Source organism: Sulfitobacter sp. TCYB15 (assembly GCF_040435955.1).
GTDB classification, from domain to species: Bacteria; Pseudomonadota; Alphaproteobacteria; order Rhodobacterales; family Rhodobacteraceae; genus Sulfitobacter; species Sulfitobacter pontiacus.
Genome location: NZ_CP159193.1, coordinates 887,371 through 908,982 on the forward strand (window position 1 = coordinate 887,371; position 21,612 = coordinate 908,982).

The 21,612-nt window shown below is 62.2% G+C and carries 22 protein-coding genes; 20 read left to right on the plus strand and 2 right to left on the minus strand.

The window, feature by feature from the left end; all coding sequences use genetic code 11:
• The first annotated feature begins 115 nt into the window (after window positions 1–115).
• The 4 genes from ABM428_RS04255 to ABM428_RS04270 all read left to right on the plus strand — a co-directional run bounded on the left by ABM428_RS04255 (window position 116) and on the right by ABM428_RS04270 (window position 5,076).
• Window positions 116–2,311, plus strand: a complete 2,196-nt coding sequence (locus tag ABM428_RS04255; protein ID WP_353628196.1) for a primosomal protein N' — start codon at window positions 116–118, stop codon at window positions 2,309–2,311.
• Between the two features lie 143 nt (window positions 2,312–2,454).
• Complete coding sequence (locus tag ABM428_RS04260) at window positions 2,455–3,687, plus strand: MFS transporter (protein ID WP_037965038.1); 1,233 nt, start codon at window positions 2,455–2,457, stop codon at window positions 3,685–3,687.
• Between the two features lie 59 nt (window positions 3,688–3,746).
• A complete protein-coding gene (locus ABM428_RS04265) occupies window positions 3,747–4,619 on the plus strand; it encodes a 50S ribosomal protein L11 methyltransferase (RefSeq protein WP_353628197.1) in 873 nt (290 codons plus the stop codon).
• 109 nt (window positions 4,620–4,728) lie between these two features.
• Window positions 4,729–5,076, plus strand: a complete 348-nt coding sequence (locus ABM428_RS04270) for a hypothetical protein (RefSeq protein ID WP_037943314.1) — start codon at window positions 4,729–4,731, stop codon at window positions 5,074–5,076.
• A gap of 133 nt (window positions 5,077–5,209) precedes the next feature.
• Here ABM428_RS04270 and ABM428_RS04275 read toward each other — a convergent pair whose 3' ends face one another.
• On the minus strand, window positions 5,210–5,428 hold the full coding sequence (locus ABM428_RS04275; protein ID WP_005851636.1) for a DUF1127 domain-containing protein: 219 nt from the start codon (window positions 5,426–5,428) through the stop codon (window positions 5,210–5,212).
• Window positions 5,429–5,758: 330 nt separating this feature from the next.
• On the opposite strand from ABM428_RS04275, the gene ruvC reads away from it, so the two are divergent.
• The 16 genes from ruvC (at window position 5,759) to folD (ending at window position 21,163) form a co-directional block, all read left to right on the plus strand.
• The gene (gene ruvC, locus ABM428_RS04280) at window positions 5,759–6,265 is read left to right on the plus strand and encodes a crossover junction endodeoxyribonuclease RuvC (RefSeq protein WP_132997129.1); all 507 of its coding nucleotides are present in this window, start codon (window positions 5,759–5,761) and stop codon (window positions 6,263–6,265) included.
• On the plus strand, window positions 6,262–6,930 hold the full coding sequence (gene ruvA / locus ABM428_RS04285) for a Holliday junction branch migration protein RuvA (protein WP_037943315.1): 669 nt from the start codon (window positions 6,262–6,264) through the stop codon (window positions 6,928–6,930). The genes ruvC and ruvA overlap by 4 nt, the downstream gene beginning before the upstream one ends.
• Before the next feature lie 49 nt (window positions 6,931–6,979).
• Window positions 6,980–7,999 carry a Holliday junction branch migration DNA helicase RuvB gene (gene ruvB, locus ABM428_RS04290; RefSeq protein ID WP_009826108.1) on the plus strand — a complete coding sequence of 340 codons (1,020 nt, stop codon included), beginning with the start codon at window positions 6,980–6,982 and terminating at the stop codon, window positions 7,997–7,999.
• 47 nt (window positions 8,000–8,046) lie between these two features.
• A complete protein-coding gene (locus ABM428_RS04295; RefSeq protein ID WP_132997128.1) occupies window positions 8,047–8,670 on the plus strand; it encodes a hypothetical protein in 624 nt (207 codons plus the stop codon).
• On the plus strand, window positions 8,667–9,053 hold the full coding sequence (ybgC, locus tag ABM428_RS04300; RefSeq protein ID WP_132997127.1) for a tol-pal system-associated acyl-CoA thioesterase: 387 nt from the start codon (window positions 8,667–8,669) through the stop codon (window positions 9,051–9,053). Before ABM428_RS04295 ends, ybgC begins: the two co-directional genes overlap by 4 nt.
• Before the next feature lie 132 nt (window positions 9,054–9,185).
• Window positions 9,186–9,881 (plus strand): protein TolQ, encoded by a 696-nt coding sequence (gene tolQ, locus ABM428_RS04305; RefSeq protein WP_005851646.1) that lies wholly within the window; start codon window positions 9,186–9,188, stop codon window positions 9,879–9,881.
• 3 nt (window positions 9,882–9,884) lie between these two features.
• Window positions 9,885–10,364 (plus strand): protein TolR, encoded by a 480-nt coding sequence (gene tolR / locus ABM428_RS04310; protein ID WP_005851648.1) that lies wholly within the window; start codon window positions 9,885–9,887, stop codon window positions 10,362–10,364.
• Window positions 10,365–10,366: 2 nt separating this feature from the next.
• The gene (locus tag ABM428_RS04315) at window positions 10,367–11,536 is read left to right on the plus strand and encodes an energy transducer TonB (RefSeq protein WP_132997126.1); all 1,170 of its coding nucleotides are present in this window, start codon (window positions 10,367–10,369) and stop codon (window positions 11,534–11,536) included.
• Complete coding sequence (gene tolB / locus ABM428_RS04320) at window positions 11,533–12,855, plus strand: Tol-Pal system beta propeller repeat protein TolB (protein ID WP_005851653.1); 1,323 nt, start codon at window positions 11,533–11,535, stop codon at window positions 12,853–12,855. Before ABM428_RS04315 ends, tolB begins: the two co-directional genes overlap by 4 nt.
• Window positions 12,856–12,955: 100 nt before the next feature.
• Window positions 12,956–13,480 (plus strand): peptidoglycan-associated lipoprotein Pal, encoded by a 525-nt coding sequence (gene pal, locus ABM428_RS04325; protein ID WP_005851654.1) that lies wholly within the window; start codon window positions 12,956–12,958, stop codon window positions 13,478–13,480.
• 28 nt (window positions 13,481–13,508) lie between these two features.
• The gene (ybgF, locus tag ABM428_RS04330; RefSeq protein ID WP_074635862.1) at window positions 13,509–14,360 is read left to right on the plus strand and encodes a tol-pal system protein YbgF; all 852 of its coding nucleotides are present in this window, start codon (window positions 13,509–13,511) and stop codon (window positions 14,358–14,360) included.
• Window positions 14,361–14,364: 4 nt separating this feature from the next.
• A complete protein-coding gene (gene tilS / locus ABM428_RS04335; protein WP_132997210.1) occupies window positions 14,365–15,624 on the plus strand; it encodes a tRNA lysidine(34) synthetase TilS in 1,260 nt (419 codons plus the stop codon).
• Between the two features lie 78 nt (window positions 15,625–15,702).
• Window positions 15,703–17,619 carry an ATP-dependent zinc metalloprotease FtsH gene (gene ftsH, locus ABM428_RS04340; RefSeq protein ID WP_005851657.1) on the plus strand — a complete coding sequence of 639 codons (1,917 nt, stop codon included), beginning with the start codon at window positions 15,703–15,705 and terminating at the stop codon, window positions 17,617–17,619.
• Window positions 17,620–17,734: 115 nt separating this feature from the next.
• A complete protein-coding gene (locus ABM428_RS04345; protein WP_132997125.1) occupies window positions 17,735–18,316 on the plus strand; it encodes an MOSC domain-containing protein in 582 nt (193 codons plus the stop codon).
• 173 nt (window positions 18,317–18,489) lie between these two features.
• Entirely contained in the window at window positions 18,490–20,166 is a 1,677-nt protein-coding gene (locus tag ABM428_RS04350) for a formate--tetrahydrofolate ligase (protein ID WP_288961036.1), read from the plus strand.
• Window positions 20,167–20,260: 94 nt separating this feature from the next.
• Window positions 20,261–21,163, plus strand: a complete 903-nt coding sequence (gene folD / locus ABM428_RS04355) for a bifunctional methylenetetrahydrofolate dehydrogenase/methenyltetrahydrofolate cyclohydrolase FolD (RefSeq protein ID WP_037943327.1) — start codon at window positions 20,261–20,263, stop codon at window positions 21,161–21,163.
• On the opposite strand, the gene ABM428_RS04360 is transcribed toward folD, so the two are convergent.
• Window positions 21,160–21,588 carry a PaaI family thioesterase gene (locus tag ABM428_RS04360; protein ID WP_132997123.1) on the minus strand — a complete coding sequence of 143 codons (429 nt, stop codon included), beginning with the start codon at window positions 21,586–21,588 and terminating at the stop codon, window positions 21,160–21,162. The two genes, folD and ABM428_RS04360, sit on opposite strands and share 4 nt — an antisense overlap.
• Between the last annotated feature and the right edge of the window lie 24 nt (window positions 21,589–21,612).

A 21,612-nucleotide genomic window follows, 5' to 3' on the forward strand; every position in this document is an offset into this window, starting at 1 on the left:
ACGTCCTTCAGGTTGGAATAGGCAGCAGGAATGGCTATGTCTGTCGCCTAGGGCTTTAGCGCATCATCCGCCAAGCTGGAACCCTAATTCCCGTAACCCCGTTCCGGAGCGATTGGTGAAACCGCCAGAATTTTTTCATGCAAATGAGCTGGTGGCCGTGATGACCACCCAGCCGCTGGGCCGTGCGCTGGATTACAAAGCGCCCGAAGGCGGCTGCCATATGGGTGCCTTCGTCGAGGTGCCTTTGGGTCCGCGCAAAGTGATCGGTGTTGTCTGGGGCGCTGGGCAGGGGGATTACGAGCTGTCCAAGATACGGTCGGTGATCCGCGTGCTCGATGCGGCCCCCATGCGCGAAGAACTGCGCAGTTTTCTGACCCGTGCCGCCGCCTATACGCTGACGCCGATGCCCGCGATGCTGCGGCTGGCGACGCGTGCGCCGGGGTTGGGAGACCCGCCGTCGATGCGCAAGATTTACCGGCGCGGGGAGGGGGAGCCTGACCGGATGACCGACGCGCGCCGTCGCGTGTTGGAAACTCTGGCGGAGTATGGCGACCTTTCGTTCACGCTCAAGGAACTGGCCGAGATGTCGGGGGTGACGGCGTCGGTGATCAAGGGGTTGGTGGCCCAGGGCGCAGTGCTGGAACAGGACAGCCCGCGCGATTTGCCGTTCATGCGCATGGACCCGAGCTTGCCCAGCAAAGAGCTGACGGATGATCAGGCCTCGGCCTCGGCGCTGCTGGCGGCGGGGGTGGCCTCGGGTACATATGGCACCACCTTGCTGCGGGGCGTGACCGGATCGGGCAAGACCGAAGTCTATCTGGAGGCCGTGGCCGCTGCGCTGAAATCCGGCAGGCAGGCTTTGGTGCTGCTGCCGGAAATCGCGCTGACGGAACAGTTCTTGCACCGTGTGCAGGCGCGGTTTGGCGCAAAGCCTGCGGAATGGCACTCGGGTGCCACGATGACAGAGCGGCGTCGCATCTGGAAAATGGTCGGGCAGGGACAGGCTCAGGTGGTGATCGGTGCGCGGTCGGCGCTGTTTCTGCCGTTCCAGAACCTTGGTCTGATCGTCGTCGACGAGGAACATGACACCTCCTACAAGCAGGAAGAAGGCGTGCTGTATAACGCCCGTGACATGGCCGTGCTGCGGGCGTCCATCTGCGGGGCGCAGGTGGTTCTGGCCTCTGCCACACCGTCGTTGGAAAGCTGGGCCAACGCCGAGGCGGGCAAATATACGCGGGTCGAGCTGACATCGCGCTTTGGGCCGGCGGTGATGCCGACGATGGGCGCGATCGACATGCGCAGCGAAGGCCTGCCGAGCGATAAATGGGTGTCACCCACGTTGAAGGTCGAGGTCGACAAGCGGCTGGAACGGGGCGAGCAGGCGATGCTGTTCATCAACCGCCGCGGCTATGCGCCGGTGACCCTATGCCGCGCCTGCGGGCATCAGATCGGCTGCGATCATTGCGATGCGCGGATGGTCGAACACCGCTACCTCAAACGGCTGGTCTGCCACCAATGCGGCGAAAGCAAGCCCATGCCTGAGGTCTGCCCCTCGTGCGAGGTCGAAGGCAAGCTGGCCGCCGTAGGGCCGGGGGTGGAACGTCTGGGCGAAGAAGCCGCCGCCCTTTGGCCCGAGGCGCGGGTCGCGACGCTAAGCTCGGACATGTACGGTTCGGCCCGCGCGCTTAAGGCCGAGATTGCAGGGATCGCCGACGGGGCGGCGGATATCATCATCGGTACGCAGCTGGTTGCGAAGGGGCACAACTTTCCCAACCTCACGCTGGTGGGGGTCATCGACGCGGACCTGGGGCTGATGGGATCGGACCTGCGCGCGGCAGAGCGAACCTATCAGTTGATGCGGCAGGTGGCGGGGCGCGCCGGTCGGGCAGAGGCTCCGGGCACCGCGCTGTTGCAGACCTTTCAGCCGGATCACCCGGTGATCCGAGCCATTCTGGCAGGGGATGAGGAGGGGTTCTGGAAAGCCGAAGCCGGAGAGCGCCGCCACGCCGGCGTGCCGCCCTATGGCCGGATGGCGGGCATCATCCTGAGCGGCCCCGATGTGGCCGCGCTGTTTGATGCGGGCAACCAGCTGGCGCGGCAGGATGCGCCCCTGCGGGCCGTCGGCGCGCAGGTCTATGGGCCCGCGCCCGCGCCAATCGCACGGGTGCGCGGGCGCCATCGGGTGCGGCTGTTGGTCAAGGCCGAAAAGGCCGCCCCCTTGCAAGAGGCATTGGCGAAATGGGTCGCACAGCTGCGGTTGAAGAATGATGTGCGCATCGCCGTCGATATTGACCCGCAGAGTTTTTATTAGCGGTGCGACGCGCTTGCCCCTGCGGGGCAAGGGCCTTCGGCGAGGATTTTCGGCCATTTGGAAGCTGCGGTTGCACGGACCATGCGCGTGAAGCGGGTGATTTGATCTCGTCAAGGGGCGGGAACGGGGGTAAGGAATTGCCCATGACCCAATATGTGACCCTTGAAGATGCCAAGCATCAACCGTTCTGGCGCCGCCCCGTGGCGCTGCTGTTCCTGATGGCGCTGGCGATGCCCATTGCCTTCAACACATGGTCGGCGCTGCTGAATAACTTTGTGATCGAGGTCGCCGGGTTCGACGGGTCGGACATCGGGTTGCTGCATACGGTGCGCGAGATACCGGGTTTTCTGGCGGTCGGTGTGATCGCGATTATCCTGTTCGTGCGCGAACAGGTATTGGGGTTGGTGTCGCTGGTGCTGCTGGGGGTGGCGACGGCGCTGACCGCGTGGTTCCCGTCGATGGGCGGTATCCTGACGATCACAATGCTCAGCTCTATCGGGTTTCACTATTACGAGACGGTGAACCAGTCGCTGCAGCTGCAGTGGCTCAAGATCGAGGACGCGCCGCGCATGATTGGCTGGCTGATGGCAGCGGGGTCGGCGGCGACGCTGGTGGCCTATCTGGCGATCATGGCGCTGTGGGATACCTTGTCGCTGTCCTATAACATCGTCTATCTGATTGGCGGCGGGGTGACGGCGGTGATCGCGCTGGTGGCGCTGCTGGCCTATCCGCAGTTCGAGGCCCCGACACCGCAGGTCAAGAAGATGGTGCTGCGCAAGCGGTACTGGCTGTATTATGCGCTGCAATTCATGTCAGGCGCGCGGCGGCAGATATTTGTCGTTTTTGCGGGCTTCATGATGGTCGAACGCTTTGGGTTTGATGTGCATGAAATCACCCTGCTCTATCTGATCAACCTGATCGCCAATATGATCTTTGCCCCGCTGATGGGCCGTGCAGTCGGCTTCTTTGGCGAACGCCGCACGCTGAGCTTTGAATACATCGGGCTGATCATCGTGTTTCTGGCCTATGGCGGCGTCTACTATCTGGGCTGGGGCGTGGTGGTGGCCGCGACGCTTTATGTGCTGGATCACATGTTCTTTGCGCTGGCGCTCGCGCTCAAGACCTATTTCCAGAAGATCGCCGACCCCGCCGACATTGCGCCGACAGCGGCGGTGGCCTTTACCATCAATCACATCGCGGCGGTGTTCCTGCCTGTGGGGCTGGGGCTGCTGTGGCTGATCTCGCCCGCGGCGGTGTTTTTCCTTGCGGCGGGGATGGCGCTGGTGTCGCTGTTGCTGTCGCTGATGATCCCGCGCCATCCCGTGCCGGGCCACGAGACGATCTTTTCCAATCCGCTGCCGGCCCCGGCCGAGTAGCACCCCCTGACATAGCCGGATGTCGCGCGGCGATATCGGCGATCCTGACGGAGTTTCCCATGCCAACATTCACAGCTTTGACGACCCTTGAAGGACGCAAGCCCGCCTATGCTTTGGGCGAGGCGATGGAGCGGCTGATGCCCGAACCCACCGGTGTCGGCGTTTTCGAGATGGAAGACGGCTCGGGCCTGTGGGAAGTCGGCGGCTATTTCGAGGAAAGCCCGGATGAGACAGCGCTGGCGGTGCTGGCGGCCTCTATGGGGGCGAAGGAATTTGTCGTGTCAGAGCTGCCGGAAACCGATTGGGTCGCCCATGTGCGCCGCGAACTGTCGCCGGTCGAGGCAGGGCGGTTCTTTGTTTACGGCAGCCATGACGCGGACAAGGTGCCCGAAGACTGTGAGCCGCTGTTGATCGAGGCGGCGATGGCCTTTGGCACCGGGCACCACGGCACCACATTGGGCTGCTTGCGCGCGTTGGACCGGTTGGCGAGCGGCGGCATGGTCGGGCAGAACGTGGCAGATATCGGCTGCGGTACAGCGGTGCTGGCGATGGCGGCGGCGCGTATCTGGCCGAACCCCGTGTTGGCCAGCGACATCGACGAGGTTGCCGTCGACGTGGCCCGCGCCAATGCGGCCGCGAATAATCTGGCCGACCGTTTGATCTGCGTCGAGGCAGCGGGGTTTGACCATCCCGAACTGGCATCGCGCGCGCCCTTCGATCTGGTATTCGCCAACATCCTGAAAGGGCCGTTGGTCGCACTTGCCCCCGACATGGCCGAGGCGCTGGCCCCCGAGGGCTATGCGATTCTATCTGGCATTTTAAACGAACAGGCGGATGACGTGATCGAGGTTTATGCGCAATCCGGCATCAATCTTGTCAACCGAGAGGTGATTGGTGACTGGACCACGTTGACTGTCCAGAAAATGCCATAATCTTTGTCACTTTTCGCCACGAACAAGGTCGAAATGCAGAGAATTTGCCACATTCTTGCTTTATTATGATCTTGCGAGAGGTGGGGGCCTTTAGCAACTAGAGGCTGCCATGGTTGATGCTCGTCAACAATTTGGGACACGCGTAAAGAGTTTAGAGAGTAAGAACGTCAAGCTCGCGCGGGGCTATTACACCACCATCCGTGCCGACGGGCTGGTTGTCGCGCGGCCGGCGCGGCGCGGCCTGCGGGTGCCGACCAAATTACTGGTCGCGCTGGTGGCCCTGTTCGTCTGCTTCAAAGGGTTCGTTCTGGCGGCGATCGGCCCCACGGCCTATGACAGCAGGCTGGACAGTTTGGCGCAGGGCACCGTGATCGAACAGGCGGGGGCTTGGGTTTTGCAGGTCGATCCGGTGACGCAAACGCTTGCCCGTAAGCTGGGGCCGGTCTTTCGCGGATAGGGACGCTGCGGGACGGTGGCCTGCACCGTCATATTTCACTGTCGTAGAATAAATGAAGCCACGCAGATCATTCAGATGTGCGTGGCTTGTGCTTTGGGTTGGCAGCCCCTTGGGCGCTATGAAACATCGACCCTTAGCGGATGAAGTGGTTCATTGCGACGCGTTCGATGTCGCCACGTACCAGACCGATATCGTCGAGTTCACGGTCGGACAGCGCGGACAGGGCGTTGCGTGTGACACGTGCGTCGTTCCATTTGATGATGCTGCCGACAACGTCGCCAAGATGCGCGAAAAAGCGGTTAACAGCTGCGGCGGTGCCGTAGGTGGTTGGGGTATTATAGTAAACAGCCATTGGAGCCATCCTTGAATGAAGAAAAGCCGGATAATCCGGCGGTGCGCTGTGCAATTAGGCAGAATGAAAACACTTCACAACACCCACCGGCGCATGTGTGTTCTGCGTTTGCTGCATAGCAGCATTTGGCGGTTTAGCGCCTATTCATAAGGGGTTTGCCGCCACTGACGCGGGGGTCGTTTTCAGTGGCTTGAGCGTCGCAACCCGCCTCGAAATTCAGCTTCCAGGTCGAATTGTGACTTTTATGTGGCGCGGTGCAAAAACCTTGGTGGATGTTCGCGTTTCGTGCTACTGCCTTGGAAAAAGAAAATTCTTGAGGATAATGGGCATATGATACGGGTAATCGGCATTGATCCGGGCTTGCGCAATATGGGCTGGGGCGTCATCGACGTGGCCGGCAGCCGCATCACGCATGTGGCGAACGGCATTTGTCAGTCCGAGGGGGCCGATCTTGCCACGCGTCTTTTGTCGCTCCATGCGCAGTTGACGCGCATCATGGTGACCTATCGACCCGATGCCGCGGCTGTGGAACAGACTTTTGTGAACAAGGATGGTGCCGGGACGCTCAAGCTGGGGCAGGCGCGGGGGATCGCGATGCTGGTGCCTGCGCAGGCGGGGCTGGCGGTCGGTGAATATGCGCCCAATACGGTAAAGAAAACGGTCGTTGGCGTCGGCCACGCGGATAAGGGGCAGGTGCTTCATATGGTACGCATGCAATTGCCGGGGGCAGAGATTGCCGGCCCCGATGCCGCGGATGCCTTGGCGATCGCGATCTGTCATGCGCATCACGGGGGGGCCTCGACCTTGGCGCAGGTCGTCGCAAGGGCAAGCGCATGATTGGCAAGATCACAGGACGTATTGATTATCGCGCGCCGGATCATCTGCTGATCGACGTGCGTGGTGTTGGTTATCTGGTCTATTGCTCTGACCGGACGATGGCCGCGCTGCCCGGCGTGGGCGAGGTGGTGGCGCTTTTCACCGATCTGGTGGTGCGCGAAGACCTGATGCAGCTTTTCGGCTTTCAGACATTGGCGGAGAAGGAATGGCACCGGCTGCTGACCTCTGTTCAGGGGGTGGGGGCCAAGGCATCGCTGGCCATTCTGGGCGCGCTTGGGCCAGATGGTGTCAGCCGCGCCATCGCGCTTGGCGACTGGAACGCGGTCAAAGTGGCCAAGGGCGTCGGCCCCAAGATCGCGCAGCGCGTGGTGCTGGATCTCAAGGATAAGGCACCGGGGGTGATGGCGATGACCGGTTCGCTGGCCGAGGCGCATGGCGAGGTCGAGGCAGCAGCAGAGGTGATCGAAACCGCTGCCCCCAAACGCCGCCCCGTGGCCCCGCCGAACCAGTCCGCGCAGGCAGAGGCGCTGTCGGCGCTTGGCAACCTCGGCTATGGTCCGGGCGATGCGGCAGGGGCCGTGGCGCAAGCCGCCGGAGAGATGCCAGAGGCCGATACGCCGCAGTTGATCCGCGCGGCGTTGAAACTGCTTGCCCCCAAAGGATAGGATGCGCATAGCCGCGTGGCCGTCCGTATGAACCTTGCTTGGATATTTGATGATCGACAGTGACCCAACTTTGCGGCCGGACCCGCAGCCCGGTGATATAGACCGCGCCCTGCGCCCGCAGATGCTGGACGAATTCGTCGGTCAGGCCGAGGCGCGGGCCAACCTCAAGGTGTTCATCCAATCCGCCAAGCAGCGGGGCGAGGCGATGGACCACACGCTGTTCCATGGCCCGCCCGGATTGGGGAAGACCACGCTGGCGCAGATCATGGCGCGCGAGCTGGGGGTCGGGTTCCGCATGACCTCTGGCCCTGTGCTGGCAAAGGCGGGCGATCTGGCGGCCATCCTGACCAACCTCGAAGCCCGCGATGTGTTGTTCATCGATGAAATCCACCGTCTGAACCCAGCCGTGGAAGAGGTGCTGTATCCCGCGTTGGAAGACTTTGAACTGGACCTCGTGATCGGCGAAGGGCCCGCCGCGCGCACCGTGCGCATCGAATTGCAGCCCTTCACGCTGGTTGGCGCGACAACGCGCATGGGGCTGTTGACCACGCCGCTGCGCGACCGTTTCGGCATCCCGACGCGTTTGCAGTTCTATACCGAGGATGAGTTGTTCATCATCGTCGATCGCAATGCCCGCAAGCTGGGGGCTCCCGCCGATGAAGGGGGCGCACGCGAGATCGCCAAGCGCGCCCGTGGCACCCCGCGTATCGCGGGCCGTCTGCTGCGGCGCGTTGTGGATTTCGCCGTGGTCGAAGGCGACGGCCGCGTGACCCGCGCGTTGGCGGATATGGCGCTGACCCGTCTTGGCGTCGACAAGCTGGGGCTGGACGGGGCCGACCGCCGCTATCTGCGTCTGATCGCCGAGAATTATCAGGGCGGCCCGGTCGGGATCGAAACCATGTCGGCGGCGCTGTCTGAATCCCGTGATGCGCTGGAAGAGGTGATCGAGCCGTACCTGCTGCAACAAGGGCTGATCCAGCGCACGCCGCGGGGACGGATGCTGGCGCAGAAAGCCTGGACGCATCTGGGGATGGCACCGCCCAAACCCCAAAGCGATTTGTTTGGCTGAGGGCGGGGAAGCCTTCGGCGAGGATTTAAGACCATTTGGAAGTTGAGATGACACCACAAGAGATCGAAGCGCTGTTTACCCGAAGCGACGACAGCTATGCCTTTGCCCGTTGGGGTCGCCCGTTGGCACCTGTGGTTTTTGGCGTGGATGATGCGACGCTGACCGTGGTCAAAAGCGCGATCGAGGCGGTCTGTCAGTTGGCGGGGCACAGCATGTCAGAGACCGACCCCGAGCTTGGCAGCAATCTGATGATGTTCTTTTTCAAGGATTGGGCAGAGCTGTTGGAGGTGCCCGATCTGGACCGTCTGGTGCCTGATCTTGCCCCGTTGGTGGAAAAGTTGGATGCGGCGGGGGCCAATCAGTATCGTCTGTTCCGCTTTGACGAGACAGGCGCCATCAAGGCATGTTTCGTCTTTCTGCGCATGGACGAGCAGCTGAGCGCGATGCCCGCGCAGGCCTTGGCACTGGGGCAGATCGTGCAGTCTTTCTTGCTGTGGTCTGATACTGCGTTCCGCGAGGTGTCGCCACTAGCACTGCACGAGGGGGCGACGATCCTGAAGCCTGAGGTGGCGGCACTGTTGCGTGCGGCCTATGACCCCGTGATGCCCGTGGCAGCGCAGGACCCGTCTCATGCACTGCGCTTGTTCGCGCGGGTGGGGGCGGCGCAATGACCCACCATCTGCCGATCCGCGTTTACTATGAAGACACCGATATGGCGGGGATCGTCTATTACGCGAATTACCTGCGCTATATCGAACGGGCGCGCAGTGACTGGGTGCGCGAGATGGGAATTGACCAGTTGGCCATGAAGGCCGAAGGCGTGGTCTTTGCCGTGCGGCGGGTAGAGGCGGATTACATTCAGCCTGCGGTCTTCGACGATATGCTTGATGTAGAGACATGGGCCACGTCGATCACGCCGGCCCGCATGGTGATGGAGCAAGAGGTCAAACGCGGCGATACGGTCCTGTTCCGGGCGGCGGTCACGATTGTTTGTATCGCGGCGTCAGGCAAACCCTGCCGATTGCCAGCGAAACTTCGCTCAATCCCCGTCTAGCAGGCGGATTGGCCCCATAATCCTAGCAATAGATATTGCACTCGGCTAAGCTTGTGCCAAATAGCGCCTTGGAAAACAGGGCCGTTGAGGCAGATGAAGCCCCTTTTGGGCGCAACAAAAAGAGCAGAACCGATGGAAGCAGAAACGCTGGCGGCGGCAAGCGAGATTGATTTCTCGCTCTTGGGTCTATTTCTCCGCGCAACGATTACCGTAAAACTCGTGATGATCATGCTGATCGTCGCGTCCTTCTGGTCGTGGTCGATCATCATTCAGAAGATGATCCAGTACCGCCATGCCAAAGCCGAGGCAGAGCGGTTTGACCAAGCATTCTGGTCGGGCGAGCCGTTGGACGGGTTGTATGACACGATCGGGCCGGATCCGGATGGGGCCGCAGAAAAGATTTTCGCCGCCGGTATGACCGAATGGCGTCGGTCGCATCGCGAGGATGGCGGGCTGATCCCCGGTGCCACCGCGCGGATCGACCGCAGCATGGATGTGGCGATTGCCAAAGAGGCAGAGCGTCTGCAAAAGGGCTTGCCCGTGCTGGCGACCACCGGGTCCACCGCACCATTTATCGGTCTGTTCGGGACCGTATTCGGGATCATGAACTCTTTCATCGAGATCGCGGCCCAGCAAAACACCAGCCTCGTCGTCGTCGCCCCCGGTATTGCCGAAGCGCTTCTGGCCACAGGCATCGGCCTTCTGGCGGCTATTCCCGCGGTTATCTTCTATAACAAGCTGAGCGCGGACTCAGACCGTATTTTGGGCGGCTACGAAGCCTTTGCTGATGAATTCGCCACCATCCTCAGCCGTCAGCTGGATAGCTGAGCCATGGCAGGTGGGGTGATGAAAAAGCAGGGCGGGGGTGGCCGTGGCCGCCGTCGCGGCCGTGCGCAGCCGATGGCAGAGATCAACATCACGCCGTTCGTTGACGTGATGCTGGTGCTCTTGATCATCTTTATGGTCGCGGCACCTTTGCTGACCGTTGGCGTCCCGGTCGAGCTGCCCAAAACAGCGGCCACCGCCCTGCCGTCCGAGCAGGAGGAGCCGTTGACCGTGACCGTTCTGGCGGACGGGTCCGTGCAGATCCAGAAGACAGAAACCGGGCGTGATGATCTGGTTGCCAAGCTGCGTGCCATTTCGGCGGAGCGTGCGAGCGACCGTGTGTTCCTGCGTGCGGATGGGGCTGTGCCCTATGCCTCGATCATGGAAGTCATGGGGGCGCTGAACGCAGGTGGCTTTAGCAACATTGGTCTGGTGACTGAAACCGGCGGGCCGAAGTTGGACGGCACAGGCGCGTCAGGCGGGTAACCATGCACAAGGGGCATTACATCTCTGGCGCGGGTCACTTGGGGCTCATCGGCTGGTTATTGCTGGGGAATATCTTCACCTCGCACAGCGACCCTGTAGAGATGCAGGAGGTGTCGGTCATCTCTGCCGCGCAATATGACGAGATGGTCGCCGCAGCGCAATCCGCGCAGGCGGAGGCCGCAGCGCAGCCCGAGCCTGCCCCTGAACCGGAACCTGCCCCCGAACCAGAGCCGACCCCTGAGCCTGCGCCGGAGCCCGAGCCCGCCCCGGAACCGGAGCCTGTACCAGAGCCTGAACCCATCGCACCGCCCCCCTCGGAGGACGTGAGCGATCAGGCCCCCGAGCTGCCCGAGCCACCTGCCGATGTCGCCGTTCTGACGCCAGAGGAAGCACCCGTCGCCGTGCCGCGCCCTGTAGAGCGTGTGGCCCCCGAACCCGTAGAGGCCCCGGATCCCGAGGCGCGCACCGATGATGTGCTGCGCGAGGCCGCGACACCGGATGCGCCGGCAGAGAAGGTCGTGGAAGACGCACAGGAAGCCACCGCCCCCGAAGAGGCGACGACGCAGATTGTGACCGAAGCAACGGAAGCGCCCAAAGCGTCGCCGACCCAATCCGCACGTCCTCCGGCCCGCCGACCCACACCTCCTGCGCCGCAGGTGGCAGAGGCACCCGCCGAGACGCCGAAACCCGAAACGCCAAAGCCCGCCACACCCAAGCCGGAAACACCCAAGCCAGAGGCTCCCAAGCCGACGCCCGAACCGACAACGGATAAGGACGCCGTGGCAGCCGCCCTCGCCGAAGCCATGGGAGAGACCGACGCGCCTGCAACGCCGGCGGCACCCTCTGGCCCGCCATTGTCGGCTGGCGAGAAAGAATCGCTGCGCGTGGCGGTATCGTCGTGCTGGAACGTGGGGTCCCTTTCCTCCGAGGCATTGCGCACTACTGTAGTGGTGAGTGTCGCAATGAACCAAGATGGCACGCCACAGACCAATTCGATCAAGATGACTAGCAGTTCGGGCGGATCACAGGGGGCTGCCAATCAGGCGTTCGAGGCCGCACGGCGGGCAATTATCCGCTGCGGCGCGCGCGGGTATCAGCTTCCTGTAGAAAAATTCGGTCAATGGCAGAATATTGAGATGACCTTTAATCCTGAAAGGATGCGCATCAAATGATTGTACGAATTCTGAGCCTCTGTCTCGCGCTTATCGGCGGTGTTGCCTCGGTCGCGCAGGCGCAGGATGGACCATTGCGGATCGAGATTACCGAAGGTGTGATTGAACCCTTGCCATTTGCCGTGCCCAGCTTTCAGCCCGAAAGCGGGGACGCGGGGCAGATGGCCGTTGATCTGGCGCGGGTCGTGTCCGAAGATCTTGTCGGTTCTGGTCTGTTCCGCGAAGTACCGGCAAGCGCCTATATCTCGACCGTCAGCGATTTCAACGCGCCGATCCAATATGCTGACTGGAAGGCGATCAACGCGCAGGCGCTGATCACTGGTGCCGTCAGTGTCTCGGGCAATACGTTGAATGTGAAGTTCCGTCTGTATGACGTATTTTCGGGCGCTGAACTGGGGTCGGGCTTGCAGTTTTCGGGCACGGTCGATGGCTGGCGTCGCATGGCGCATAAGGTGGCCGATGCCGTCTATTCGCGTATCACGGGCGAAGGGGGCTATTTCGACAGCCGCGTCGTCTATGTCTCCGAGACGGGGCCCAAGGACGATCGCGCGAAACGGCTGGCTGTGATGGATTACGATGGGGCCAATGTGCGCTATCTGACCGACAGCTCGTCCATCGTGCTGGCACCGCGGTTCTCGCCCTCGGGGGATCGTATTCTCTACACCAGCTACGAAAGCGGCTTCCCGCGGATCTATGTGCTCGACATCGGGTCGGTGCAGCGTCGCGTGCTGGAAAGCGCCGAAGGCACCATGAGCTTTGCGCCGCGGTTCTCTCCGTCCGGCAATACGGTTGTCTATTCGCTGACCCAAGGCGGGAATACGGATATCTACACGATGGATATCAACACCGGCCAGTCGACACGGCTGACCAACACGCCTGCAATTGAAACCGCGCCCAGCTATTCGCCGGACGGCAGCCGGATCGTTTTCGAAAGCGACCGTTCGGGGTCGCAGCAGCTCTATATCATGCCAGCAACAGGCGGCGAGGCTACGCGGATCTCGTTTGGCGAAGGGCGCTATGGCACGCCGGTCTGGTCGCCGCGCGGCGATCTGGTGGCCTTTACCAAGCAGAACAAGGGCCGGTTCCACATCGGCGTGATGCGGCTGGACGGGTCGGAAGAACGTCTGCTGACCGCGTCGTTCCTAGATGAAGGCCCCACATGGGCCCCCAACGGCCGCGTCATTATGTTCGCGCGGGAAACCCAAGGGGCAGGCGGGGCGTCGTCGCTTTATTCGGTCGATATCTCGGGCCGGAACCTCAAGCCTGTGCGCACCCAAGAGGGCGGATCGGATCCGTCTTGGTCGCCGCTTCAGAAGTAAACAACAGCCATAGTGCCTTGGTGTTTCCCAATACCAAGGCACTATGGTAACACCGTCACAACAGACACATTAAAATGCTATCGTCAAAAAGGCACAGTCCATGAACCGCATTCTCACCGCAACTCTATTGATCGCAGCCCTGGCCGTATCGGCTTGTACCAACCCTGACCGCTTTGGCGCGGACGGCATGAATAACGGTGCCGCGAATGGCGCAGGCCTGAACGGGGGCATTATCCCCGGCAGCGCGAACGACCCGGCTTCTACGGCATATTTCCAGCAAGCTGTCGGGGACCGCGTGCTGTTCCTGGTCGACCAATCCAATCTGACACCCGAAGGCCAAGCGACGCTGGACGGTCAGGCAGCCTGGTTGAACACCAACACCGATTACCAAGCCGTGATCGAAGGTCACGCGGACGAGCAGGGCACACGGGAATACAACCTTGCGCTTGGCGCACGCCGTGCCAATGCCGCGCGCGAATATTTGATCTCGCGCGGGATCGCCGCCAGCCGTCTTCGCGTTGTAAGCTATGGTAAGGAACGCCCGATCGAAGTCTGTTCGAGCGAGGCATGCTATGCCAAGAACCGTCGGGCCGTGACCGTACTTGCGGGCGGTCTGACCAGCTAAGTCGTCTACGATAGGTTAGGATTTTAATATGCGGTTTGCTTTGATTGTAGCGCTTGGACTGGCCTTCGGGCCGGTCACAGCGCAGGCGCAGGATGCGCAGACTTTGGCGGATGTGCGTCAGGAACTGACGGTACTGAACGTCGAGGTGCAAAAGCTGCGCCGGGAACTGTCCACCACGGGCGGCGCGAGCGTTGCCGTGACCGGTGGGTCGGTGCTTGAGCGCGTCAATGCAATGGAAAGCGAACTGCAGCGCCTGACCTCTAAAACCGAAGAGCTGGAAAACCGGATCAACCGCGTGGTCACCGATGGGACCAACCGGATCGGTGATCTGGAATTCCGGCTGGTCGAGCTTGAAGGCGGCGATGTGGGCAGCCTCGGCCAGACTTCTACCCTTGGCGGGGGCGAGATGCCCGCGACCATGGCACCCGCCACGCCCGTGCCCGCACCAGCGGACCCGTTGGCCAATACTTCTACCCCCACCAATACCGCAGAGCTTGCAGTGGGTGAAAAAACAGACTTCGAGCGGGCGAAGGCGGCGCTCGCTGACGGTGACTTTCGCAGCGCCGCAGACCAGTTTGCGACCTTCAATCAGACCTACCCGGGCGGACCGCTAGGCCCCGAAGCCGATCTGCGGCGCGGCGACGCGCTGGACGGTCTGGGGGATACCCGCGAAGCGGCACGCGCCTATTTGGCAAGCTTTAGCGCCGATCCCGCGGGGCCTGTCGCGGCAGAAGCACTGTACCAGCTTGGCAGCTCTTTGGGGGCCTTGGGCCAAACCCAAGAAGCCTGCGTGACCTTGGGCGAAGTCGCATCGCGCTTCCCCACAAGCCCCTTCGTCGCGCAAGCCCAATCCGAACGCAGCGTGCTTGCCTGCCAGTGATCCGATGACCGACCCGCTGGCGCAGAGCATCGCCGCCAGCTTTGACCCCGCGCCGCCGCCCGTATTGGGTGTGGCGGTGTCGGGGGGCGGCGACTCTGTCGCGCTTTTACATCTTCTGAATGGCTATGCCCGCAGCCGCGGGATCGCGCTGCACGCAGCGACCGTCGATCACGGCCTGCGACCCGAGGCCGCCCGCGAAGCCGCGATGGTCGCCGCCCAGTGTCGCGCGCTTGGCGTTCCGCATGACACGTTGAGGTGGACGGGCTGGGACCACAGCGGCAATTTGCAGAACGAGGCCCGCAAGGCACGTTACCGTTTGTTGGCGGATTGGGCACGGGGGCAGGGCATTGGCGCTGTCTGCATCGGGCATACCGCCGACGATCTGGCAGAGACTTTCGTGATGCGTTTGGGGCGCCGGGCAGGGGTCGACGGGCTATCCGCCATGCCTGCGGTTTTCGACCGACATGGCATGCGTTGGCACAGGCCCTTGCTCAACGCCCGACGCGCCGACCTGCGCGCGCATCTGACGCGTCGCGGGGTGACTTGGGTCGATGACCCCAGCAACGAGGATGACAGCTTTGCGCGGGTGCGCATCCGCAAGGCGCTGGCGGTGCTGACCGATCTGGGCGTTGATTCTGCCGCACTTGCCGATGTCTCGCGCCACCTTGCCGATGCCCGTACAGCGCTTGACGCGCAGATGTTTGCCGCCGCACGCGCCCATGCTCACGTTCAATGCGGTGCCGTGGCGATGGATTGGCAGGCGCTGTGTGACCTCCCGACAGAGGCACGCCGCCGATTGCTGACCCATACGATCGCCTGGATCAACGGGGCCACCTACGCCCCACGCAGCAGTGCCGTGGCAGAGGTGCTGACGGCGCTTGATGATGCCGGTGCCGCGACCGTGCAGGGGTGCGAGCTGCGGTTGAAGCGCGATAAACTGTGGATTTACAGAGAGTTGCAGGCGGTGCGGGCGGTTGATGCGCCCGTGGGCGCACTTTGGGACGGCCGCTGGCGTCTGGAACCTTGCGGCGATGCGCCCGCGCCCGACACGCAAACCACGATCCGTGCCTTGGGCGCTGAGGGGCTGCGCAGCTTTGCGGATTGGCGCGATTTGGGTGTGCCGCGCCGTGTCTTGCTGGCCTCTCCGGCGGTGTGGCAGGGCGCGGAACTGGTCGCTGCCCCCCTTGTCGGTCGGTCGCAAAACTGGCAAGCAGTGCTCGAACGCGGCGAAGATGCCTTTTTTGCCGCACATATGACGCATTGAACATGCGCCGATCGTGTCTATCTTACACGCATTGGGCGCTGTGTTTGGTGCCGTCCCCCGGATGTAGGAGACTTTCCTTTGGGTAATATGCGCAATCTCGCCTTTTGGGTTGTATTGATGCTTTTGGTTTTGGCGCTGTTCAATCTGTTCAGCGGCTCGACTGGCGGGCTGCAAAGCCGTGAAATCAGCTATTCCGAATTTGTGACCGCTGTCGAAGCAGGGGACGTGCGCAACGTCACGCTTGATGGTGAACAGGTTCGTTTCCGTCGTGCCGATGGCAGTGACTATGTCACGATCCGGCCCGAAGACGCCGAGGTCACCAGCCTGCTGATGTCCAAGGACATCCCTGTGCGCGCTGAACCCCAGCAGCAATCCGGTTTCCAGACCTTCCTGATGTCGCTGTTGCCCATCCTTCTGCTGATCGGTGTGTGGATCTATTTCATGAACCGCATGCAGGGCGGTGGCAAAGGCGGGGCGATGGGGTTCGGCAAGTCCAAGGCCAAGATGCTGACCGAAAAACACGGTCGTGTGACGTTTGACGACGTGGCGGGCATCGACGAGGCGAAGGAAGAGCTGGAAGAGATCGTCGAATTCCTGCGCAACCCGCAAAAGTTCAGCCGTTTGGGCGGCAAGATCCCCAAAGGCGCACTGCTTGAGGGCCCTCCCGGTACCGGTAAGACGCTGCTGGCGCGGGCGATTGCCGGCGAAGCGGGTGTGCCGTTCTTCACGATCTCGGGCTCTGACTTCGTCGAGATGTTCGTTGGCGTGGGTGCCAGCCGCGTGCGCGACATGTTCGAACAGGCCAAGAAAAATGCGCCCTGCATCGTCTTCATCGATGAGATCGACGCCGTGGGCCGGTCCCGTGGGGCGGGCTACGGTGGTGGCAACGACGAGCGTGAACAGACCTTGAACCAGCTGCTGGTCGAGATGGACGGCTTTGAGGCGAACGAAGGCGTGATCATCATCGCCGCGACCAACCGCAAAGACGTGCTGGACCCTGCCTTGCTGCGTCCGGGCCGCTTTGACCGTCAGGTCACCGTGGGCAATCCCGACATCAAGGGCCGCGAGAAAATCCTTGGGGTGCATGCGCGCAAGACGCCGCTTGGCCCTGACGTAGACCTGCGCATTATCGCGCGCGGTACGCCCGGTTTCTCGGGTGCGGATCTGGCGAACCTCGTGAACGAGGCCGCGCTGACCGCCGCACGCGTGGGCCGTCGCTTTGTCGCGATGATGGATTTCGAGGCCGCGAAAGACAAGATCATGATGGGTGCCGAGCGCCGGTCGATGGTGTTGACGCAGGACCAGAAGGAAAAGACCGCCTACCACGAAGCCGGTCACGCCATCGTCGGGATCAAGCTGCCGAAATGTGACCCTGTCTATAAAGCCACAATCATTCCGCGCGGCGGTGCCTTGGGTATGGTGATGAGCCTGCCCGAAATGGACAAACTGCAAATGTTCAAGGACGAAGCCGAGCAAAAGATCGCCATGACGATGGCGGGCAAAGCGGCTGAGATCTTCAAATATGGCGCTGAAACCGTGTCGTCGGGCCCGATGGGCGATATCATGCAGGCGAGCCAGTTGGCGCGTGGCATGGTGATGCGCATGGGCATGTCCGACAAGGTCGGGAACATCGACTATTCGGAAGCGGCGGCGGGTTACCAAGCCAACGGCGGCGCGGGCGGGTTCAGCGTGTCTGCGGCCACGAAAGAGCTGATCGAATCCGAAGTGAAGCGCATCATCGACGAAGGCTACGACCGCGCCTATAAAATGATCACCGATCACGAGGAAGAGTTCGAACGTCTGGCCCAAGGTCTGCTGGAATACGAGACCCTCACCGGTGAGGAGATCAAGCGCGTCATGGAAGGCAAACCGCCCCAAGACCCGGACGGCGACGACACCAGCGGCATGGACAAACCAAGCCTGACCGCGATCCCCAAGGCCAAAGGCAAGAAGACGCCTCCGCCAAGCGGGATGGAGCCAGAGCCAAGCGTCTGACGCCTAGGCATTGATCACCAGAATACGAAAGCAAAGGCCCTGCACCCGCAGGGCCTTTTCTTTTGTCGCGGCTTTGCGCAGGTTACGGACAACGCAGCGCGAAAGGATGCCGGTCATGCCGACGATGAAAGAAACCGAGTTTACCGCAACGATCACATGGCTTGGTGTAGTGCTCAAGCTGGCCAAGGGCATCCGCGCCGAACCCCGGAGCGAAGCTTTCGCCAGCTACGCCGGTTTCGAGGATGACGTGCACGCGGGGCTGACCCGCGCGTCCTGTGTGCGGGTCACGAACCTCTATCCCAAGGGTACCGAGATCCGGAACGTGCGCCAGCTGTCGATCCTGTCCGCGGAAGAAATGGCCCTGATCGCGGCCGACATGGGGATGGAGACACTGGACCCCGTGCACCTTGGCACGTCGATGGTGATCAAGGGCATCCCTGATTTCACCCATGTGCCGCCCAATGCGCGGCTGCAGGCTGCCTCGGGTGCGACGATCACGATTGATACCGAAAACCGTCCTTGCGTATTGCCCGGTCGCGAGATCGAACAAGACAGCCCCGGCCACGGTCCCAAGTTCAAATCCGCCGCCGAGAACCGTCGCGGCGTGACCGCCTGGATCGAACGCGAGGGGCTATTGCGCGTCGGGGATACGCTGCGCCTGTTCATCCCCGACCAGCCAGCCTGGCAGCACGGCTAGACCCAATGGGGCGCGGGGTCACAGCGACCCGCCATGCTCAAATCAGCGACACATCCGCCGGATCGCCGCATCAAGCGCCGGATATGTCGGAATTGCCCCCTCTGCCCATGCCCTCACAGGCGTATTGAGGACATAAGAAACATAGAACGCCGACGGCGCATCAGGGAGGACATATGACCTTTAAATCCGACATCCAAATCGCACGCGAAGCCAGCAAACGCCCCATTCAGGAGATCGGGCAAAAGCTGGGCATCAGCAGCGATGATCTGCTGCCCTACGGCCATGACAAGGCGAAGGTGTCGCAAAAGTTCATCAACTCGGTGCAGGACCGTCCCGATGGCAAGCTGATCCTCGTCACCGCGATCAACCCCACACCCGCGGGCGAGGGGAAAACCACGACCACCGTCGGTCTGGGCGACGGGTTGAACCGCATCGGCAAAAACGCAGCCGTCTGTATCCGCGAGGCGTCTCTTGGTCCGAACTTCGGCATGAAGGGTGGGGCCGCGGGGGGCGGCTATGCGCAAATCGTCCCGATGGAAGAGATGAACCTGCATTTCACCGGTGACTTCCACGCCATCACCTCGGCGCACAATCTGCTCAGCGCGATGATCGACAACCACATCTATTGGGGCAACGCGCTGGAGATTGATCTGCGACGCGTCGTCTGGCGGCGCGTCGTCGACATGAACGACCGTGCCCTGCGCCAGATCACGGCGTCCTTGGGCGGTGTGTCGAACGGTTTCCCCCGCGAGGCCGGGTTCGACATCACCGTCGCGTCCGAAGTCATGGCGATCCTGTGTTTGGCCAAAGACCTGAACGACCTACAAAAGCGCCTTGGCGACATGATCGTCGCCTATACCCGCGAGCGGAAACCGATCTATGCGCGCGATATCAAAGCGGATGGTGCGATGACCGTGCTGTTGAAAGACGCGATGCAGCCGAACCTTGTGCAGACGCTGGAAAACAACCCCGCTTTCGTCCACGGCGGGCCTTTCGCCAATATCGCGCATGGCTGTAACTCTGTCATCGCGACCACCACCGCGCTGAAGCTGGCCGACTACGTCGTGACCGAAGCGGGCTTTGGTGCCGATCTGGGGGCAGAAAAGTTCCTGAACATCAAATGCCGCAAGGCGGGGCTTGCGCCGTCTTGCGTGGTCGTTGTGGCTACCGTGCGCGCGATGAAGATGAACGGCGGCGTGGCCAAGGCCGATCTGGGCGCTGAAAACGTCGACGCCGTGCAGGCCGGTTGCCCCAACCTTGGCCGCCACATCGAGAACCTGAAATCCTTTGGCGTGCCCGTCGTCGTCGCGATCAACCATTTCGTCACCGACACCGACGCAGAGGTGCAAGCGGTCAAAGACTATGTCGCCTCGCAAGGGGCCGAGGCCGTGCTGTCCCGCCACTGGGAATTGGGCAGCGCTGGCTCTGCCGAACTTGCCGAGAAAGTGGTCGAGACGATTGATAAGGGTCAGGCGGATTTCGCCACGCTCTACCCCGACGCGATGCCGCTGGCCGATAAGATCAACACCATCGCAACAAAGATCTACCGCGCGGATGGGGCGGTGATGGATCAGAAGATCCTCAACCAGTTGAAAGACTGGGAAGAGCAGGGATATGGCGATCTGCCGGTCTGTATGGCCAAAACGCAATACAGCTTTACCACCGATCCCGAAGCCCGCGGCGCGCCAACCGGCTTTACCATCCCCGTGCGCGAGGTGCGCCTGTCTGCCGGCGCGGGCTTTGTCGTGGCCATCTGCGGTGAGATCATGACCATGCCGGGCCTGCCGCGGGTGCCTTCTGCCGAAAATATTCGTCTCAATGACATCGGCGATGTTGAAGGTCTGTTCTAAGCGCGTATGAACAGGGCGCGGAGGGTCGCCCCTTCGCGCCTTCGCCTGCTGTGGCAGGTGATAGCAGCGCCACAACAGACAAAGGACGGTCCCCATGACAGCGACGATCATTGACGGCAAGGCATTTGCAGCACAGGTGCGGGGGCAGGTCGCCCAGCATGTCACGCGGCTGAAGGACGATCACGGGATCACGCCGGGGCTGGCTGTGGTGCTTGTCGGGGCCGATCCTGCCTCCGAGGTCTATGTCAAATCCAAGGGCAAGATGACCAAGGAAGTGGGCATGAAATCGGTCGAACACCGGCTGGCAGACACCACATCAGAGGCGGAGCTTCTGACCCTGATCGACACGCTGAACAACGATGATACGATCCACGGTATCCTCGTACAGCTCCCCTTGCCCGATCACCTGAACGAAGACCTTGTGATCAGCGCGATTGATCCGGCCAAGGATGTCGACGGGTTTCATATCTCGAACGTCGGTCTGTTGGGCACGGGGCAGAAATCCATGGTGCCCTGCACGCCGCTTGGCTGTCTGATGATGCTGCGCGACCACCACGGCACCCTGTCGGGGATGGATGCCGTCGTGATCGGGCGCAGCAATATCGTTGGCAAACCGATGGCCCAGCTTCTGCTCAACGACAGCTGCACCGTGACAATCGCCCATTCGCGGACCAAAGACCTTGCCGCTGTTGTGCGCCGCGCTGATATCGTGATCGCCGCCGTGGGCCGCCCCGAGATGGTGCCGGGCGACTGGATCAAACCGGGGGCCACAATCATCGACGTGGGCATCAACCGTCTCGACGCGCCAGAGCGGGGTGAGGGCAAGACCCGTCTGGTCGGGGATGTGGATTTTGACAGCTGCGCCAAGGTGGCCGGTGCGATTACCCCTGTGCCGGGGGGCGTGGGCCCGATGACGATCGCCTGCCTGCTGGCCAATACGGTCACGGCCTGCTGCCGTGCCCATGACCTGCCCGAACCCGAAGGGCTGACCGCCTAAGCGGCGGTTGCCGGAACCGGCACCATCGTGCCCTGAAGCAAGGCGATCAGCACCTGCTGGACGCCGGTTTGGGCAAAGACCTCGGCCGTGACCACACAAAGCCGCTTGCCCGGTTTCACCACCTTGCCAATCGCGATCAGCCGGTCTCCGCGGGCGGGGGCCAGCAGATTGATCTTGATCTCTGCGGTGACGACCTCGGACTCCAAGGGCAGTGTCGTCAGCGCGGCATAGCCCGCAGCGCTGTCCCCGATAGAGAAAGTCAGCCCGGCGTGGCCAAACCCCTGCTGCTGGCGCGTGCCGGGCAGGATCGGTGCCTCGATCCGGATGAGCCCCTGCGACACATCGCTGAGTTCAGCGCCGAGGGTCTGCATCATCGATTGCGCGGCAAAGCTGTCGCGGATGCGGGCGATTTCTTGAGGGGTCATAGGGGCTCTTTCAACATGGATAGC